The organism is Campylobacter sp. VBCF_06 NA8, from assembly GCF_027737825.1.
Taxonomy (GTDB): Bacteria; Campylobacterota; Campylobacteria; order Campylobacterales; family Campylobacteraceae; genus Campylobacter_B.
Genome location: NZ_JAOVUB010000004.1, coordinates 76,243 through 94,507, shown reverse-complemented (window position 1 = coordinate 94,507; position 18,265 = coordinate 76,243). Strand labels below are relative to the sequence as shown.

Annotated in this window: 20 protein-coding genes and 1 tRNA gene; 13 read left to right on the top strand and 8 right to left on the bottom strand. The window is 42.0% G+C overall.

Annotation, left to right across the window (positions count from 1 at the left end; translation table 11 throughout):
- Window position 1 precedes the first annotated feature (1 nt).
- Together OFO10_RS06605 and gatC are read right to left on the bottom strand one after the other, a co-directional pair.
- A complete protein-coding gene (locus OFO10_RS06605; protein WP_270859742.1) occupies window positions 2–1,084 on the bottom strand; it encodes a type IV pilus twitching motility protein PilT in 1,083 nt (360 codons plus the stop codon).
- Window positions 1,085–1,095: 11 nt separating this feature from the next.
- The gene (gene gatC / locus OFO10_RS06600) at window positions 1,096–1,383 is read right to left on the bottom strand and encodes an Asp-tRNA(Asn)/Glu-tRNA(Gln) amidotransferase subunit GatC (RefSeq protein ID WP_270859743.1); all 288 of its coding nucleotides are present in this window, start codon (window positions 1,381–1,383) and stop codon (window positions 1,096–1,098) included.
- A gap of 116 nt (window positions 1,384–1,499) precedes the next feature.
- On the opposite strand from gatC, the gene OFO10_RS06595 reads away from it, so the two are divergent.
- The 7 genes from OFO10_RS06595 to OFO10_RS06565 all read left to right on the top strand — a co-directional run bounded on the left by OFO10_RS06595 (window position 1,500) and on the right by OFO10_RS06565 (window position 5,735).
- Window positions 1,500–2,051, top strand: coding sequence for a hypothetical protein (locus OFO10_RS06595; protein WP_270866576.1), 552 nt, complete (start codon window positions 1,500–1,502; stop codon window positions 2,049–2,051).
- A complete protein-coding gene (locus OFO10_RS06590; protein WP_270866575.1) occupies window positions 2,051–3,061 on the top strand; it encodes an L-seryl-tRNA selenium transferase in 1,011 nt (336 codons plus the stop codon). Before OFO10_RS06595 ends, OFO10_RS06590 begins: the two co-directional genes overlap by 1 nt.
- Complete coding sequence (locus OFO10_RS06585) at window positions 3,051–3,383, top strand: hypothetical protein (protein ID WP_270862751.1); 333 nt, start codon at window positions 3,051–3,053, stop codon at window positions 3,381–3,383. The genes OFO10_RS06590 and OFO10_RS06585 overlap by 11 nt, the downstream gene beginning before the upstream one ends.
- A complete protein-coding gene (locus OFO10_RS06580; RefSeq protein WP_270866574.1) occupies window positions 3,370–3,990 on the top strand; it encodes a type III pantothenate kinase in 621 nt (206 codons plus the stop codon). The genes OFO10_RS06585 and OFO10_RS06580 overlap by 14 nt, the downstream gene beginning before the upstream one ends.
- On the top strand, window positions 3,987–4,598 hold the full coding sequence (hisG, locus tag OFO10_RS06575; protein WP_270866573.1) for an ATP phosphoribosyltransferase: 612 nt from the start codon (window positions 3,987–3,989) through the stop codon (window positions 4,596–4,598). The genes OFO10_RS06580 and hisG overlap by 4 nt, the downstream gene beginning before the upstream one ends.
- A gap of 436 nt (window positions 4,599–5,034) precedes the next feature.
- Complete coding sequence (locus OFO10_RS06570) at window positions 5,035–5,184, top strand: hypothetical protein (protein WP_270866572.1); 150 nt, start codon at window positions 5,035–5,037, stop codon at window positions 5,182–5,184.
- A 164-nt stretch (window positions 5,185–5,348) separates the two neighbouring features.
- Entirely contained in the window at window positions 5,349–5,735 is a 387-nt protein-coding gene (locus OFO10_RS06565) for a hypothetical protein (RefSeq protein ID WP_270866571.1), read from the top strand.
- 4 nt (window positions 5,736–5,739) lie between these two features.
- On the opposite strand, the gene OFO10_RS06560 is transcribed toward OFO10_RS06565, so the two are convergent.
- The gene (locus OFO10_RS06560; RefSeq protein ID WP_270866570.1) at window positions 5,740–5,892 is read right to left on the bottom strand and encodes a hypothetical protein; all 153 of its coding nucleotides are present in this window, start codon (window positions 5,890–5,892) and stop codon (window positions 5,740–5,742) included.
- Between the two features lie 230 nt (window positions 5,893–6,122).
- On the opposite strand from OFO10_RS06560, the gene OFO10_RS06555 reads away from it, so the two are divergent.
- The 4 genes from OFO10_RS06555 (at window position 6,123) to dnaE (ending at window position 13,345) form a co-directional block, all read left to right on the top strand.
- Window positions 6,123–7,307 (top strand): major outer membrane protein, encoded by a 1,185-nt coding sequence (locus tag OFO10_RS06555; protein WP_270866569.1) that lies wholly within the window; start codon window positions 6,123–6,125, stop codon window positions 7,305–7,307.
- 78 nt (window positions 7,308–7,385) lie between these two features.
- The gene (locus OFO10_RS06550; RefSeq protein WP_270866568.1) at window positions 7,386–7,955 is read left to right on the top strand and encodes a c-type cytochrome; all 570 of its coding nucleotides are present in this window, start codon (window positions 7,386–7,388) and stop codon (window positions 7,953–7,955) included.
- Between the two features lie 10 nt (window positions 7,956–7,965).
- Window positions 7,966–8,508 (top strand): DJ-1 family glyoxalase III, encoded by a 543-nt coding sequence (locus tag OFO10_RS06545; RefSeq protein WP_270866567.1) that lies wholly within the window; start codon window positions 7,966–7,968, stop codon window positions 8,506–8,508.
- Between the two features lie 709 nt (window positions 8,509–9,217).
- Window positions 9,218–13,345, top strand: coding sequence for a DNA polymerase III subunit alpha (gene dnaE / locus OFO10_RS06540; RefSeq protein ID WP_270866566.1), 4,128 nt, complete (start codon window positions 9,218–9,220; stop codon window positions 13,343–13,345).
- Between the two features lie 89 nt (window positions 13,346–13,434).
- Here the strand turns inward: dnaE and OFO10_RS06535 are convergent, their stop codons facing one another.
- Both OFO10_RS06535 and OFO10_RS06530 read right to left on the bottom strand, forming a co-directional pair.
- Window positions 13,435–14,115: an aspartate/glutamate racemase family protein gene (locus tag OFO10_RS06535; protein WP_270859755.1), complete on the bottom strand. Its 681-nt coding sequence runs from the start codon at window positions 14,113–14,115 to the stop codon at window positions 13,435–13,437.
- The gene (locus tag OFO10_RS06530; protein ID WP_270866565.1) at window positions 14,116–15,435 is read right to left on the bottom strand and encodes a dicarboxylate/amino acid:cation symporter; all 1,320 of its coding nucleotides are present in this window, start codon (window positions 15,433–15,435) and stop codon (window positions 14,116–14,118) included.
- Between the two features lie 208 nt (window positions 15,436–15,643).
- On the opposite strand from OFO10_RS06530, the gene OFO10_RS06525 reads away from it, so the two are divergent.
- Entirely contained in the window at window positions 15,644–16,069 is a 426-nt protein-coding gene (locus tag OFO10_RS06525; RefSeq protein WP_270866564.1) for a desulfoferrodoxin family protein, read from the top strand.
- Between the two features lie 90 nt (window positions 16,070–16,159).
- Here the strand turns inward: OFO10_RS06525 and OFO10_RS06520 are convergent.
- Window positions 16,160–16,236 (bottom strand) — tRNA-Ile (locus OFO10_RS06520).
- 138 nt (window positions 16,237–16,374) lie between these two features.
- Here OFO10_RS06520 and OFO10_RS06515 point away from each other — a divergent pair.
- Window positions 16,375–16,509 (top strand): hypothetical protein, encoded by a 135-nt coding sequence (locus tag OFO10_RS06515; RefSeq protein WP_270866563.1) that lies wholly within the window; start codon window positions 16,375–16,377, stop codon window positions 16,507–16,509.
- Window positions 16,510–16,727: 218 nt separating this feature from the next.
- Here OFO10_RS06515 and efp read toward each other — a convergent pair whose 3' ends face one another.
- Both efp and OFO10_RS06505 read right to left on the bottom strand, forming a co-directional pair.
- Entirely contained in the window at window positions 16,728–17,294 is a 567-nt protein-coding gene (gene efp / locus OFO10_RS06510) for an elongation factor P (protein ID WP_270859759.1), read from the bottom strand.
- A gap of 71 nt (window positions 17,295–17,365) precedes the next feature.
- Complete coding sequence (locus OFO10_RS06505) at window positions 17,366–18,193, bottom strand: DUF234 domain-containing protein (protein ID WP_333721405.1); 828 nt, start codon at window positions 18,191–18,193, stop codon at window positions 17,366–17,368.
- Window positions 18,194–18,265: the final 72 nt, after the last annotated feature.

The window sequence follows — 18,265 nt, the reverse complement described above, 5'->3', positions numbered from 1 at the left end:
ATCACGCACCCACAACGCCGATAAGCTCTTGTAAATTTGTAGAGTAGCGCAATGCCGTTTCTTTGGCGATTTGATTTGCTCTGATTGCCTTAACCATAGCCTGTGTTTGCGTAATCATACCAGTGCTTTGTTGGTTAAGTTGCATTTGTGAGTAAATTTGATGAACTTTGTTTTCGCGGATTAGGTTGGCAACCGCGTTGTTGTTAATCAAAATTTCATGCACTGCGATACGACCACCACCAAGCTTTGGAAGCAAAGATTGCGAAATAACCGCAGTTAATGAAACTGAAAGCATGTTTCGCACTTGAAGTTGCTCACCGCCATCGAAGCTATCGATGATACGGTTGATTGTTTGGATTGCTGAGTTTGTGTGAAGTGTGCCAAAAACCAAGTGTCCTGTCTCAGCCGCAGTAATAGCAATAGAAATCGTCTCCCTATCACGCATCTCACCGACTAGGATAATATCAGGGTCTTCACGAAGTGAGAATTTCAAAGCTTGCGCATAAGAGTGTGTATCCGTGCCGATATTTCTGTGAGAAAATAGAGATTTTTTGTTTTGATGCACGAACTCGACTGGGTCTTCAACCGTGATAATGTGCTTGCGCTCTTTTTCGTTGATTTCATTTAGCATAGCTGCCAAAGTCGTTGATTTACCAGATCCTGTCGGACCAGTGACCAAAATCATACCCTTTTCGCGTTTTACAACCTCTTTAAAAATGCTTGGAGCCTTCAAATCATCAAGGCTAGGGATATCGATAGGAATAATACGAAATGCAGCGGCCAAATCGCCGTTCATAGTGTAATAGTAGTTTCCACGAAAGCGTCCGATATTTGGCAACTCAATCGCGAAGTCAAGCTCTTTGTTTTCCTCTAAATCGCTTTTTTGTTGATCTGTAATCATCGCATAGCAAATATACTCGATATCACTTCCGCTAAGGCTATCCATAGCCAAAGGACGAAGCGTTCCATCTATTCGGATTTGCGGTGCTGAGCGAGAAACTAGGTGCAAGTCAGAAGCTTTATTAAAAACAACTGTCTTTAATAAGGTTTCGATATCTACTAGATTTTTTCTTGGATCTTCCATACTTTTCCTTTCTAATCAATAATTTTAGGCACTACAAAATAATCACCCTCGCTTGAAGGTGCGTGTCCCAGAATAATAGAGCGAACATCGCTAGCGCGTGGCTCATCCTCGCGAAACGGAGTTCCGCCCTTTAAAGTAGTTATGGCTACTTCCTCACCATCTAATTTTAATTCGTTTAAAATTTCGACAAAATCTACTACCTTATTTAACTGACCGATAAACTCATTTCGTTTTTCATCAGGGATTTTTAAAGCAGCTAATTTTTCGAGCCTTGATAATAAAATTTCATCTATTATCATAAATTTTCCTTTTCTGATAAATGCGACATTATATCATAAAAATTCTTGTCTTTGGGCATATTTAAATTTTTTTATGCTACAATTACCGCCAAATTTAATCACAAAAGGATACTACTTTGGCTTTAAAAGACGACATCGAAGGCGTTAAAAAAGAAATAGGCACAGAAGAGCAGTTTTTAGAAGGCGTTATCAAAAGCGAAATTTTCATTAAAAAATACAAAAAACCTTTAATCTTTTTCGCTACCCTTATAATGGTGATTTTCGTAGGATACTGGGCGAACGAATTTATCCAAAATTCTCGCATAAACAGCGCGAACGAACTATACTCAGAGCTTTTAGAGGCGCGCGATGACGCAAAACTTGCCAAACTAAAAGACAAAGATTTCAATCTATACGCGTTATATATGCTAAATCACGGCACAGCCGATGATTTGACTTCCCTTGCAAACGATAATAAGGTCGATTACTTGCTAAAAGAGATTATCAGCGTGCAAAACGGCAAACAAAGCCCGCTTTTGCTTAACGATTACGACGCTATCGTCAAAGGATACGAGCTTTTAAAAACAGGTCAAATCGAGGCTGCAAATGCCGAATTTGACAAAATCGCCATAGATTCGCCGGTGCGAAATTTAGCGTTAAATTTAAAACATTACAAAGGAAATAAATAATGAAAAAATCAATCATATTCACACTTCTGCTTTCGTTTTTATTTTTCGGTTGTTCGACCAAACGCCAGTATTTCGACCCAGGCGATGACAATATCACAGGCGAAATGGCCTTTAACGGCTCGCTTCCAGCCGAAATCGTCTATGCTGCCAAAGAGGGCGCCACGCTATCAAACGGCGCAGTCATCACCAAATCAGGCGTAAATGAAAATATCAAACTTAACAAAAACGAGCGATTTTTAGGCGAGTATAATGGAAATTTCATCGTCACAGACACAAACGGCACGACTAGGGTTTTGGGTAGCGATGGCAGTGTGAAAATTGAGCGAGATCTCAAACGCTATGCCCTAAGTGGCGCGATTGACGGCGATGATTTAGCACTTGTGATGAGCGATAATAGTGTAATGCTCTTTCGCCTAAGCTCGGGCGTTATGGTGCTAGATGATAAAATCGGCGACGCATTTGCCATAGATTCACGCACAGCCGCTCCGCTTTTTATCAACCAATTAGTAGCCTACCCAGCACTTGATGGCTTAGTAAATATCGTAGAGCGCACAGGCGGCCGCTCTGTGAGGGATTTCGTCGTATCAAATCAACCATTTTTTAACAACATAACCACGCTTCAAGCCCGTGGCGACGACCTTTATGCAGGCACAGGCACAAGGCTAGTTCTCATCAGCCCAAATGGCAACAAAACCTACAACCGCGACATTAGAAATGTCCTATTTGACGGCGATAAAATCTATCTTTTGCTAAAAGACGGCACGGTCGAGCTTTTGGATAAAAACCTAAATTTAATAAAATCTCGCAAATTTACCTTCGCTCAGCTATTAGAGGGTGTATTTAGCGGGGAATACCTTTATATCGTAGAGCGCACAGGTTTTGTTATCCGCACGGATAAAAATCTGCAAAGCGAGGCGATTTTTGAGCTAAATGATGAGATCGACTCTCGCGCATTTAGCGCAAATTCGTCATTTTACTACGATGATAAAGTGCTAAATTTTGCTAAGTAAAATTTCCAATCTCATGGTTAGCCATGAAATTTTGCTTAAAAATTTCAAAACCATAGATTTGAAAATTTTCACTCGCTCCCGCGCATACAGCGCCTATTTTGGCGTGGATTTATCTGGGTTTAATACCCTGATTTTCATGCGCGAGGCATCATCTCGCTTCATTATGCGAGATAGCGAATTTTTATTAAATTTAACCGAACAAATTTGCGCAAATTTAGGCAAAACTATCAAAAAACGAGTTTTGTTTCACAACAGCCAAATTTGCTCAAAAAGTAAAAAATTTTTAGAAGAAAACGGATTTAAAACCTATGCTTTTATGTGATATCGGCAACACACATGCCAAATTTTATGATAACGGCGCAACCTTTGCTATGGGTATCGACGAGTTTTTGAACTACGAACCAATCGAGAGAGTGTATTGTATAAATGTAAATGCCAGAGTGCAACGCAAGCTAAACAATCCCCTATTTATCGACATTACGCACCATTTCCACATAAACACCACCTACCAAGGGCTAGGAATCGATAGAATCGTCGCGTGCAGTATGGTCGAAACTGGCGTCATCGTCGATGCAGGCAGCGCTATCACGGTCGATGTCATGGAGGGTGGCACTCACCTTGGCGGATTTATCCTGCCTGGAATCCACGCTATGCTTCGCACTTATGGCGAAATTTCATCTGTTTTAGATGTCAATCTCTCGACGAAAATTTCCCTAGACTCGCTTCCACAAAAAACAAGCGACGCCGTGAATTACGGCATTTTCAAACCCACAATCCTAGCCATAGCCGACATTGCTGGCGATAAACGCATACACTTTACCGGCGGGGACGGCGCATTTTTAATGCGACATTTCAAAAACGGCGTTTATGATAGGGATTTGATTTTCCGCGCTATGAAAAATTTAATCTCACAAAAAGGACTTTTATGATTACGATTGCGCTACCAAAGGGTCGCATTGCCGATGATACACTCAAAATTTTCAAAAGCATTTTTGGGCTAGAATTTGCCTTTGAAGACCGCAAATTAATCATGCAAGAGGGTGATTTTAAATTTCTTTATGTCCGCAACCAAGACATTCCTACCTATGTCGTCGGAGGCGCAGCAGATATCGGAGTGGTGGGGCTAGATGTGCTCGAAGAGCACAAACCAGATGTTTTGCGCCTGCTAGATCTCAAAATCGGCAAATGCAGAGTTTGTGTGGGCGTGCCAAACGAAACCGAGCTTGATTACAACACCCCAGGTATCAAAATCGCAACCAAAATGCCAAATATCACGCGCGAATACTTCGCCACCAAAGCCGTCGCTACGCAAGTCATCAAACTATACGGCTCAATCGAGCTAGCTCCGATTATAGGGCTATCAGACGCTATCGTCGATGTGGTCGAAACAGGCGCTACGATGAAGCAAAACGGCCTTAAAGTCGCCGAGGTTATCATGCACAGCTCAGCGCACCTCATCGCCAACAAAAACAGCTTTGTCATCAAACGAGATGAAATTTTAGATTTGCGCGACAAACTCCAAACCGCTATCGCCTGAAATTTTAATTTGCCATTGCGAGTAAGCACGCCAAATCTGTCATTGTAAGACGGAAACGCCAGGGGAGCAATCCAGAGAAATTCCCTAATCCTAAAATTTGTCATTGCGAGAAATGCGAAGCATTTCCATAAAATAAAACCAGCTAAATTTAGAAAAACTTCGTTTTTCTAAATTTAACCACCTTAAAAGCGTCGTCGGGGGTTGGGGGTTTGTAAGGGGGAAGGGGCGCGACCTCGCAATTCAAGCCCCCTTCCCCCTTACAGAGAATTTCACGGCGCAGGTTAAATTCAAAAAATCGTTCAATGCTAAATTTAAGTAGAATTTTGCTCTAAATTTCCCTGGATTGCCACGCTCGTTACACTCGCTCGCAATGACAGCAAATTCGCGCACTTTAAATTTTATACTCGTAGATTGCTTCGTCGCTTCGCTCCTCGCAATGACAAATGAGGCAAAATTTACGCTTGATTTGTCATTGCGAGACGGCAACGCCGTCGAAGCAATCCAGAGAAATTTCATAGCCTTTAATCTGTCATTGCGAGAATTTTGCGTAGCAAAATTCGTGGCAATCTACGAGTATAAAATTTAAAGTCGATTTTTTGCAAAATTTTAAAATTTAGCACGAGGAATTTTATACTCATAGATTTCTTCGGCGCTGTAAAACAGCTTCTCGCAATGACAAAATAGGCAAAATTTGCAATTTTTCCCAAAAAATTTTAAAATTAAAAACCAAAAATTTAAAAAAGGAAAAAAATGAAAAACCTAATCCTACCATGCCTAATCGCGCTAAGCTTCACAGGTTGCGCCTTTTTCGTGCCACGCACCACGCCACTTTGCCCAGACACCACCGCCAGCAAAATGCAGATTTCTAGCTACACAAGACAGAGCAAAGTCGCATATACATATAAATTTATAAATGGTAGCGAGCAATGCAGTGCCAAATCAAATAAATACTTCGCCAACCCAGGCGATGTCGCACTTATCAGCGTTACAAACGGCACCGTTTCGAGCGCGCAAATACTCTCTCGCAAAATCACCCCGGGCAAGAAAGAGAGCTACACGCCGACCAAAATCATCAAAAAACAGCTCCGCAAAAACGAAAATATCAAAGCCCCAACCGAGGAAAAAATCAGTTTTTGATAACTTACGCCCGAATTTCGCCCTTTAAATTTAACGCAAAATTAACAAAAAGGGCAAATTTCGCGCCAAAAATTATAAATTTTGCATAAATTTTATGAATTTTATCAGCCAAATTTAGCTTAACTGCAAATTTTTCACTATTAAAAATAATTCTCATTTGTTGCCATATATTTACTCAAATTTAGCTACAATCACCCTATCGAAATCAAACTCCTTTCAATATTTGCGAAGTGTTAGCGCACTTCGCTTTTTTTATGCAAAATTCAGCGATTTTGGTTAATACTCGGTAACAAAATGGTTATATTTCAGTAAAATTAAGATTGTTTTAAGCAAATAATTTAGTATTTTGTGCTACTATTACGACCATAACTTTTACAAGGAGTTCAAATGAAATTATTCAAACTTAGTTTAGCAGCTGCATTAGCAGCAGGTGCATTTGCTACATCAGCAAGTGCTGTGGCATTAGAAGATGCAATCAAAGATGTAGATGTAAGCGGATTCGCTTGGATGCGTGTTGATTCATACAAAAAGGATAATGGTACAAAAACCGACAATAGCCATGCATGGAAATTCAAAGGCGTTGTTAATACAAATGTAAAAATCGATGACAACTTCTTCGGCGTAGTTGGCGTTCGCCTTGGTGCTGATGAAGATCCAGCAGACGGCAGAAGAACTGATGCAACTAGCAAAAATTTCGACCTATACCAAGCATACCTAGGATATAAAATCGGTGGCACTACTATCCAAATGGGTCGCCAAAAACTAGGCACATTCTTCACAGATGATATGTATGGCGATGGTTTCAAAGTCCTTAACCAAGATATCGAGGGCTTAACTCTTGCAGCTTTGTGGATGGATGCATTAGAGGCTGATGGCGATATTGGCGGCTTAAAAGATGATAATGGTAACTTTGTAAAATATGTTGATGACAAAAATTTAACTCAACACAACCTATGGGGTGTAGCTGCTATCGGTTCTTATGATCCAGTATCTTTCCAACTATGGTATGCTGGTTTGCAAGATGTTGTTGATTTATTCGCAGTTGAGGCTGGTCTAAGCTTCGATGTTACAGAAGATATCAACCTAGGCTTGACAGCTCAATACGCTTACTCAAATTTCAACGATGACTATGTAGCAATCGGTGCAGATGATGCTGATTTCTTCGCAGTTGAGGCTAGCACAGGCCTATTTGGATTTGATTTAACAGCTGGTTATATCCAATACGATACAGATTCAAAAGTTCATTCAAGAGTATCTTTTGAAGACCAAGGCTCTTTCATCAGCCCAGGTGAAGACCTACTTGACTACACAGATTTCACAGGTGATAACCACGCTTGGTTCATCACAGCTGCTTATGCTATCGCAGACACTGGTCTAACAATCGGCGATGACTTCGTTAGCGGTGAGTTCGATGATCAAGATGCTTGGGAAAATGTTGTTAGAGTTAATTACAAATACAACAAAAAACTTAGCTTCACAACTTTCTGGTCACATGTCGAAAAAGATGGCAAAAATGGAGCAAAAGATAAAGAAAACGATCACATCAGATTCCAAGCTAGATACGCTTTCTAATCATTTACTCTGATTAGATATAATCCTAGGGCGAGGGCAAAACCTCGCCCTTTTTAAATTCTATCGACAAGGTATCAAATGAAGATTTTAAAACTTTCGTTTTTAGCATGTTTTTGCGCGGGTGCGCTTTTGGGGGCTAATGAGCCAGAAGAAAGTTATGTATTTGAGGCAAAAGGCGAGTTCGCAAAAGAGCTAAAATCTCTCATCGAAAAGCATTCCAAAGACGAAAATATCACAGTCAATGTCTATAAAAACGACGGCTCAAAAGGTGGCGTGCTAAATACTATCAAGCATAACCCTGCCGCTGCCAAAGAAGAGGGAGCTAAGCTTTTCGCTGCTAAATGCGCCTCATGCCACGGCGCAAACGGCGAAAAACGCGCTCACGGTGTATCTAAAAAAATCAAAAATCTATCCGCAGGCGAAATTGCTATGGCGATTAGCGACTACGGCTCAGATTATGAATATGGTGGCAAAAAAGCGTATTTGATGAACCCTATCGCACTATCTACAACCTCGACAGAGATAGGCTATATCATCGCATTTTTGAAGGGCGACACTTCATTTTTGCCTGGCGGTTCAGGCTCTGCGCGTGGTGGCAATACCGATATTTCGACCACTCCAAGCGAGCAAGGCTCATATCTAAAATAAAGGAAAAAAAATGAAAGTAGCCGTTATTTTAGCCAATGGCTTCGAGGAAATCGAGGCAATAAGCGTGGTTGATTTGCTAAGACGAGCTGGAATCGACGCTAAATTTCTCGGTTTAGAGAAAAAATGCGTTACAGGCTCTCACGGCGTGGAAATCATCGCCGATGATTTACTCGTAAATTTAGACATTAACGAATACGAAATGATAGTCTTGCCGGGCGGTTTGCCGGGTGCCGAACACCTAGCCAAAAGTGAAAAACTAGGCGAAATTTTACGCGAATTTGACAAAGCCGGCAAAAAAATCGGCGCAATCTGCGCTGCACCTTGGGCTCTTGGCACAGCCGGTGTTTTAAAGGATAGCTACACCTGCTACCCGGGCTTCGAGGGCACTGTCGCGCACACCGGCTACACCGCTAGCGCAAATGTCATAATCGATAAAAATATCATTACATCTCGTGGTCCAGCCACTGCAATGGAGTTCGCACTCACAATCGTGCGCGAACTAAAAGGCGAACAGGCTTTTAGCACACTAAAATCCGAGCTACTTTTTAACTAATTTCACTCGCTCGCAATTGCTGTTTAATCTGTCATTGCGAGGCGACGCAGTCGCCGTGGCAATCCAGTAAAATTCCCTAATCCTAAATCTGTCATTGCGAGAATTTTGCGTTAGCAAAATTCGTGGCAATCTACAACTTTAAATTTAGAACATGTGAATTCCGTGTCATTGCGAGGAGCAAAGCGACGAAGCAATCCAGTAAAATTTAGAGAGTGTTAGAAAATTGAATTGGAATTTATCTGAATTCCCCTGGATTGCTTCGCTTTCTGCGAAAGCTCGCAATGACAGCAAATTTAGCGCAAGGAATTTTAAAGTCGTAGATTGCTTCGTCGCTTCGCTCCTCGCAATGACAATAGCGAGCAAAATTTATTTAATTTGTCATTGCGAGGCGACGCAGTCGCCGTGGCAATCCAGTAAAATTCCCTAATCCTAAATCTGTCATTGCGAGAATTTTGCGTTAGCAAAATTCGTGGCAATCTACGAATATGAAATTTAAGCTCAGTGTTTTTGCAGAATTTATCAAATTTTGCAAGAATTTTATAAATCGTTCAATGCTAAATTTAGGTTGAATTTTGAATTTAAATTTCCCTGGATTGCTTCGCTTTCTGCGAAAGCTCGCAATGACAAATTTAAGCAAATTCTCCAAATTCCAAAAAGCCAAAATTTAACCCCTTTTTGCTAAAATGAGCGCAAAATCAAAGGACATTTTATGAGCGAATTCACACATTTACACCTGCATACAGAATACTCATTGCTTGACGGGGCCAACAAAGTCAGCGAACTAGCCAAAATCCTAGCCGAGCGTGGCGCCAAAGCCTGCGCAATCACAGATCACGGCAATATGTTTGGGGCGATCGATTTTTACCAAACCATGCGCAAAAACGGCATAAAGCCGATAATCGGTATCGAAGCCTATATCCACAACCACGATGATATCGGCGATAAAAGCGACAAAAATCGCTTCCACCTAATTTTGCTAGCCAAAAACGAAATCGGTTACAAAAACCTAATGTATCTTAGCTCGCAAGCGTTTTTAAACGGATTTTACTACTACCCACGCATCAACAAAAAACTACTTCGCGAGCATAGCGAGGGGCTTGTTTGCTCATCTGCCTGCCTTGCAGGCGAGGTCGAATTTCACCTAAATTTAAGCGAACGAAACCTAAGACGAGGCGCAGGCGGATACGAAGCCGCCAAAAAGGCCGCCGCAGAATACAAAGAGATTTTTGGCGATGATTTTTACCTAGAAATCATGCGACACGGTATCGGCGAGCAACTAAATGTCGAAAAAGATCTAATCCGCATAGCGCGCGAGCTTGATATCAAACTCATCGCCACCAACGACGCCCACTACGCCTACAAAGAGCGCGCCACTGCCCACGATGTGTATCAGTGCATAGCCATGGGCAAAACCATAAACGACGGAGATCGCCTAAAACATGTCGTAAGCGAATTTTATGTCAAATCAGATGAGGAAATGCAAAGACTCTTTGCCGATATGCCAGAGGTCATCACAAATACCGCTGAAATCGTCGAAAAGTGCGATTTGCACTTTGCTTTTGAGGAAAAGGGCTACGCTCCCACACCGCCGAATTTCAAATTTACCCTCGAATACGCTAGCAAGCACGGCCTAAGCCTGCCTGAGCCAGAGGCTAGATATAGCTTTGCCAATGATGATTTTTTGTTTGATTATCTATGCCGTGAGGGTTTGAAAGAGAGATTAAAATTTATTGATGAGGCAAAACACCAAATTTACGAAGAAAGATTAAACAAAGAGCTTGAAATCATAAAAAGCATGCACTTCTCAGGCTATATGATTATAGTGCAAGACTTCATCAACTGGGCCAAAGACCACGATATCCCAGTAGGACCCGGCCGTGGCTCTGCGGCTGGCTCGATTTGTGCGTATGCGCTTCGTATCACCGACCTAGATCCGATACCTTATAACCTGCTTTTCGAGCGATTCTTAAACCCTGCTCGTATCTCTATGCCAGATATTGATGTGGATTTTTGTCAAGCAAGGCGTGGCGAGGTGATTGATTATGTCATAAAGCAGTATGGCAAATACAATGTCGCCCAAGTAGCGACCTTTGGTAAATTGCTAGCTCGTGGCGTAATCCGCGATGTCGCCAGAGTATGCGATATGCCTCTCTCACAAGCTGACAAAATGGCAAAACTAATCCCAGAAGGCCCTGGCGTAACCCTAACTGGCGTCGGCGATCCAAGTAGCGATAAATATAAACCGGGTGCTTACGAGCAAGAGCCAAAAATCGCCGAGCTTTTGCAAAGCGATCCCACAGCCGCGCAAGTATGGGAGTTCGCGCTTCAATTAGAGGGCTTAAACCGCAACGCTGGCATGCACGCAGCAGGCGTTGTTATCTCAAACGAGGAGTTATGGCACAAGGCCCCGCTTTTCAAGCAAGATAAAGGCGATGACGCGCGTATCGTCACGCAGTATATGAAAAACTACCTAGAAGATGTGGATCTCATCAAATTTGACTTTTTGGGGCTTAAAACTCTCGATGTCATCGACAGCGCGCTAAAACTCATAAAAAGGCGATATGATAAAGACATAATCTGGGAAAAAATAGATTTTAACGACCCTGCGACTTATAAAACAATCCAATCAGGCAACACACTTGGAATTTTCCAAATCGAGGGCGCTGGCATGCAGGATTTAGCCGTAAATTTAAAGCCAGATAGATTTGAAGATATCATCGCGATGATTTCGCTATATCGCCCAGGTCCAATGGATCTAATCCCGCGCTTTATAGATATCAAACACGGACGCGAGGAAGCCTCGTATATGTTCCCACAAATCAAGGAAATTTTAGAGCCGACTTATGGAATCATCGTCTATCAAGAGCAGGTCATGCAGCTAGTGCAAACTATCGGCGGATTTTCGCTTGGCGAAGCTGATTTGGTGCGTAGAGCCATGGGTAAAAAGGACGAAAAAAAGCTAGCTCACATGAGAGAGCAGTATTTGGAGGGTGCTAAGACAAACGGCTTTGATGTCGCTAAGGCAAACGAGCTATTTGATATGATTATGAAATTTGCCTCTTATGGATTTAACAAATCCCACGCGGCGGCTTATTCGATGATTACATTTCAAACAGCCTATCTCAAAACCTACTATCCTGCTGAATTTATGGCTGGTTTGCTCACATCAGAAGAGGGAAACACAGATAAAGTTGCAAAATATATCGATGAAGCAAAACGGCTTGGTATCGGCCTTAAACAGCCCTCAATCAACCAAAGTTTGCGCGGATTTAGCGTAATCGACGATGAAGCAAGCGAATCGGGCCAGTCTATCATCTACGGACTTGGCGCGATTAAGGGCGTGGGTTCGGCTGCGATTGAAAATATCTTGGAGCTTCAAAACGAAAGGCTTTTTGAAAATATCGATGATTTTGCCACCAGAGTGGATAATTTCAAGGTCAATAAAAAGGTCATCGAGTCCCTAACCTATGGCGGAGCAATGGATTGTCTTGGCAAAACTCGCCTTGCGATTATCCAAAATATGGAAAATATCCTAGATGTGATGAAAAAAATCACAGAAATCAAAAAAGACGCCCTAACTTCACTATTTGGCGAAGATGAGGAGATGACCGAGGGGATAAAAGTAAGCTTCGTGGAAAATGCTGAGGAATTTGCGCAAAGTGAAATTTTAAAATTCGAGCAACAAACCGTGGGCGTGTATCTCTCTGGCCACCCGCTCGATGATTATAAAGAGCAAATGAGCGGTATAGATTACCTGCTCTCATCGCAATTTGGCGAGATTACAGGCGATAATGCCGAAATTTTAAGCGTTGGGCGGATCGAGGATATCACTACTCGTATCACAAAAACTGGCAAAAAAATGGGAATTTTGACCATTTTGGATTTGCACGGCTCGTATGAACTAGCCGTATTTGACAACACGCTAAAAACTATCGAAAATTTAAGCCCTGCTGAGCTTGAAAAACCATACGCTTTTATGATAAAAATCAGCAAAAGTGCCGCTGGCGAGGGAGCGTATCAGGTTTCCTTCCTTTCAATGCTAAGCCTAGAAAACGCCAAAGACGCTGGGTTTAGACCACGCTCTGGCGTATTTTTAGAGGGAAATCCGCTCAAAGTTTTTGAAAGCGAAATTTCGCCTATCGCACACAGCAAATCGAGCGAATTTGATGAAATTTTGCAAAATGATGGCTCATCAATGAAGCTTTTGTGTATCGGCAAAATCGAAAGCGTAAATTCTCGCACCACAAAATCTGGTTCGCAAATGGCGAATTTAACCATACTTGATTTATCAGGAAGCTTCGAAGTCGCGGCATTTGGCGATGTGTGCGAAAGCGTGCTGGCCCTAAGCGATAGTGACCTAGAACGCCCGCTGGCATTTTGGGTAAGGCTTGCGAAAAACACAGGAACTTACGGCGGAAAATATCAAATTTACCTAGATGAAATTTTATCGCTCGATGAGGCGCGAAATATCGAAAACTACGCCCCTAGCGAAGCGAAGGCTTATGGCGGCTCTGCGCGCAAAGAGAGGCGAAATTTTGGCGATAACGGCTTTGAAAAGGGCGAAAACGCAGCACTTGTGGCCTTGCAACAAAGCAAAAAGGAGCGCGAAGAACAGCGAAAAAAGGCCGTGGATTTCGAGTTTGAAATAAGTGCTAGCGAGCTAAACCGCGACAAAATTCAAAAAATCTACTCCCTAGCCTTCAACGACAGGGATTTGAAAAACTCCAAACGGCTAATTTTGCGCGTGAGGTTTGAAAACGAGATTTTGATCTATCCTACCGAATACATCGTCGGCGACGATTTTGGCGAGAAAGTAGGCGAAATTTTAGCTGCGTGAAATTTCTGAAATTTACGAATTTTAAGAATTTGAAAATCTAAATTTAGCCCAAAATTTGGGCTAAATTTATTAAATTTGATTAAATTTGGCTACGAACGGGCAAATTCCACAATCGCGCGCGCAAGTTCAAGCGTAGCGTCAAGGAAAACCTTATCCGTCTCAATGAGTGGCAAAAACAGCGGGATCTCCGTGCAGCCAGCGATATAAACATCTGCGTCAATGCTATCTAGCACGCTTTTGAAAAGCTCCACATATTCTGCGGTTTTGCCAGCTTTCACACCTTTGTAAATGCAATCCATTAGCTTGGCTTGATTTTCCTCGCCAAGCTCTACGCTGATTAATCCAGCATTCTCTAAGTGCTCATCATACACCCTAGCCTTTTTCGTGCCAGAAGTAGCCAAAACTGCGATTTTTTTGGCATTTGGATAGCGGGTTTGTATCGTGCTAACTGCGTTTTTTGCGATATGGATTAGTGGCAAATCCACAGCCTCCAAAACCCTTGGCGCGAAATAATGCGCTGTATTGCAAACCATGACAAACGCCTCACAACCCGCGTTTTTAAGGCGAGTTGCGCTTTCGATTAGCTTTGGCGTAGGATCCTCGCCCTCGCCGAAAATGCACGCCGTCCTATCCTCGATTTGCGGATAGCTATCGATTAGAAGCGGGATATTTTCTTGATCGCTTCTAGCCCCCGTTAATTCTATCGTTTTTAGATACAAATCAGCACTTGCTAGCGGTCCCATACCGCCGATTACTCCGACTCTACGCATTTAATTCTCCCATTTTGAGGTATCTAGTTTGCCCTCTGTTTTAGCCACATATAATGAAGCCACGACATCGCCTGTGACATTCATAGATGTGCGTCCCATATCTAGTATCGCGTCGATTCCTAGTATCATACCATAAGCCACTGCCACGGTTCCAGTTACGCTGATACCTACTGATTCTAGTATCAAAAGTAGCATTAGCGCACCAGCACCAGGCACACCGGCTGTTCCGATAGCTGCTAGCATAGAAGTGATAATAATCGTAAAATAGTTTTGAGCAGTGAGATCGATACCGCACGCATTAGCGATAAAAAGCGTGCAAACGCCCAAATATACGGTCGTTCCGTTCATATTCACAGTCGCACCCACAGGCAAAACAAAGCCGTAGATTGATTTTGGAATTCCCATTTCCTCATCAGCTGTCCTCATTGTAATCGGAAGCGTGCCGTTCGAGCTTCTGGTAACAAACGCCGTAAGCATAGGCGCGCGAACTTTTTTGAGGAATTTCGCAGGATTTATGCCAATTAGCATACAAACCACGCAGTATATCGCAAACACCTGCACTGCAAGCCCCACATATAGCGCAATCGTAACGGTCAAAAGCGAGCTAATCGCGCCAATTCCAGCTTTGTTAAACACAACGAACATTAACGCAAAAACGCCGATTGGTGCATATTGCATAACCCAGCGGATAACCTTAAACATAATCTCGCTCATACCATCAAAAAACGCATACACAGTATCTGCACTGCGCGCAATGCGCTCATCGTCGCTACTTTTGCAATACGCTAGGCCAATTCCCACAAAAATACAAAATGCGATAATAGGCAAAATTTCGCCCTTAACGATAGCTTCAAACGGATTTGTAGGGATAATATTTAGTAGAATTTGGCTCATCGCAGGAGCGTTTGCGCTCTTTTCCACAGCTTTGGCAGCGTCTAACTCCAACCCACTACCAGGGCTGAAAATCAATCCGCACGCCAAACCTATCGCAATCGCAAACAGCGTCGTAATCGCGTAGAAAATTATCGTTTTGACACCAACTTTACCAAGGTGAGCTGGATCAATCGAACTTGTGCCAATTATCAACGAGCAGACGATTACAGGCACCATAATCATTTTGAGCATTCGCACAAAAAGATCACCAAAAGGCGTTAAAATTGATACCCAAGTGGTATCGCCGATAGTGGCATTTTGCGGTAAAATTATACCCAAAACCGAACCCAAAACAAGCGCAATCATTATGCGCCAAAGTAGGCTTGACTCAAAATACCATGCAAATATACCGCGCTTTTTAGGCGCATTAGCGTCACTTTGCGACATTTTTTCCCCTTTAAAATATAATGTTCCTACGATTTTACAATAAATTTGCATAGAACTAATTTAATTAGGACTGAATTTATAACGAAAGGTTAAAATTTCATTTGTTTTCTAAATTTTGCACCATAAATTTGGCGAATTTAAAATAAGATTTACTTTATCTTTAATATAAAACAATACAATATTTATCATATTTTTTAAGGAGGAAAAAATGCAAAGACGAACCGCATTAAAAGCCATAGTTACGGCAGCCGCAGCCGTTAGCACACTAAGCGCATACGACGAAAGCCTTATCGCAAACACCGAGGATATCACGCCCGAAGATCCAAAAAATCTAAACGATTTCGAGAAAAAACACACCCCAGAAATCACTGTGCGCGACGCCGATGAAAAGGGATATTCGCTAGTAGATGTCAATATCGGACAAGGCGGTATAATCCACCCAAGCGACGCTGATCACTGGATTTATGCGATTGAGCTTTACGCAGATGATAAACTCGTAGCCAAAGCCTCGTTAGAACCAGTCGCAAGCAGGGGATTTTTGAGCGCAAGACTAAATCTAAAAGATGTCAAAACCCTCAAAACAATCTCTCGCTGTAACCTTCACGGAAATTTTACATTTTCGATAAATTTATAACCACTAAGCCCCAAATTCGGGGCTTTGAATTTTATTTTTTAATTTTATATAATCGTTTTTAAAAAGCTTATAAAAAAGGGATAAAATAGGTGGTGGGCTCACCAGGACTCGAACCTGGGACCATCCGGTTATGAGCCGGATGCTCTAACCAACTGAGCTATGAGCCCGATTGAATAAATTGGATAAGCTGTAATTTTACAAAAAATTTCTTAAATTTGAGTTAAAGCGCAAAATTTCGCCAAACGCCAAATTTCTTACATGCGATACGCAATCCAACCTGCACACGCAAATTTTAGCGCCAATTCATGACACATTACAACGCAAGAACCGCGCGCATTTCGGCGCAGTATAATCCACGCAAATCCACGCAAATCCACGCAAATCCACGCAAATCCACGCAAATCCACGCAATCCACGCAATCCACGCAATCCACACTTAAAAATATCGCCCAAATTTCGGCGCAGTATTAGCCCAAACCAAAATTAAGCGCAAACCAAAATCAAGCCCAAAGCAAATTTCGGCGCAGTGTTTAAAAGCGCAAGAGCATTTAACAAAATTTAACAACAAATTTTAAGGATTAAATTTAAAATTCCCCGCTAAATTCGGCAAATTTAACAATTTTCACAAATTCGCCAAATTTAATCAGGGAAGAAAGAATTATTTGTTTGCTTTTTCGATATATTCGCCACGCACGGTATCTACGCGGATAACCTCGCCTTCAAGCACATGAAATGGGATTTGCACCACAGCGCCAGTTTCAAGGGTCGCTGGTTTTTTGTTGCTTCCTTGTGTATCGCCACGGAAATTTGGCGCAGTTTCGACGATTTTTAGCTCGACTACTTGCGGAACTTCCACGCCGATCGCTTTGCCGTTGTAAAACATAATGCTAACCATCATGCCATCGAGCATCCATTTTTTCGCCTCGCCCACATCCTCGTCAGCGATTGCCACTTGCTCGTAGCTCTCTGTGTCCATGAATTGGCAATACTCGCCGTCATCATAAAGGTATTGCATATCTTTTTGCTCTAAATTTGGCTCCTCGCATTTATCGCCTGCGTGGAAAGTTTTTTCCAAAACCTTACCGTCGATGAAGGATTTTAGTTTTGCGCGCACGAAAGCCGCACCCTTGCCCGGTTTTACATGTTGATACTCTACGATTTTAAACGGAATTCCATCAACTTCGATTTTAAGACCTTTTTTCAAATCGCCCATTGAATAAGCCATTTTTTCTCCTTAGTTTGGTTGCATAAAACTGCGATTATACTAAATTTAGCTTTAAATTTAGCCAAATTTAATCAAAGTAAAATTTTAAAATCCTCTATATCAAAAAGCAAAATTTTATCATTTTTGATTTTTTCTAGTTCGCCTGAGAACCCAGATTTCGAAAACAATGCCACCATATCGGGCGCAAGCGCGGAATTTTCGCACTTTGCGAGCAGTTCGTTTAGGACATTTTTTGAGATTTTGCGCTCTTTGTATTTGCACTCGCCCACGATTAAAAACCCCTCAAATTTCGCGAAAATATCAATCTCGCTATTTTTATCCCAATAACTCGAAATTTGCGAAATGTCGATATTTAGGTAGTTTGCGAGCAGTTCGCGGCAGAGTATCTCATAGCCAAAACTCGCGTAATTATCGAAATCCTCCTTAATCTCGCTGATGACTTTTTCGTATTCGCCCTGCGCCAAAATTTGTAAATTTGGCTCGATAAACCTAAACCAAAACCGCGAGAAATTGTCGTTAAAATGGACTTTGTCTGTGATTTGATAGCGTCTTAAAATTCGTGGTAATTTATCATTTTTATGCAGTTTTACGGGGCGTTTTTCGTGCGATTTTTCTAAATTTAAAAACCCAGCTTCTAGCAAAATTTGCGTGATTTTTTGGGCGGTGAAGCGGGGCAGTATCTTTGCGACACCGATTTTTTTGCGATCTGATTTGGCGAATTTCATCAACGCTTGTTTTAGCTCTTTTTCATACTCGCCGCCGAAACTAAACCTCTCGCCAATCTCCCTAAAATTCGGCAAAATTTCAGCCTCTATCGCGCTAAATACATCGTCATATTTCGCGCAAATATCAAAAGCATCGAATACGAAGTGAAATTTCAAAATTTCACCCAGTTCCAAATGGCCAAATTTGCTAGCCGTGTGTTTTAACCCTAGAATTTCACCCCTCCTAAAACGGCTAATTTTAGCAAG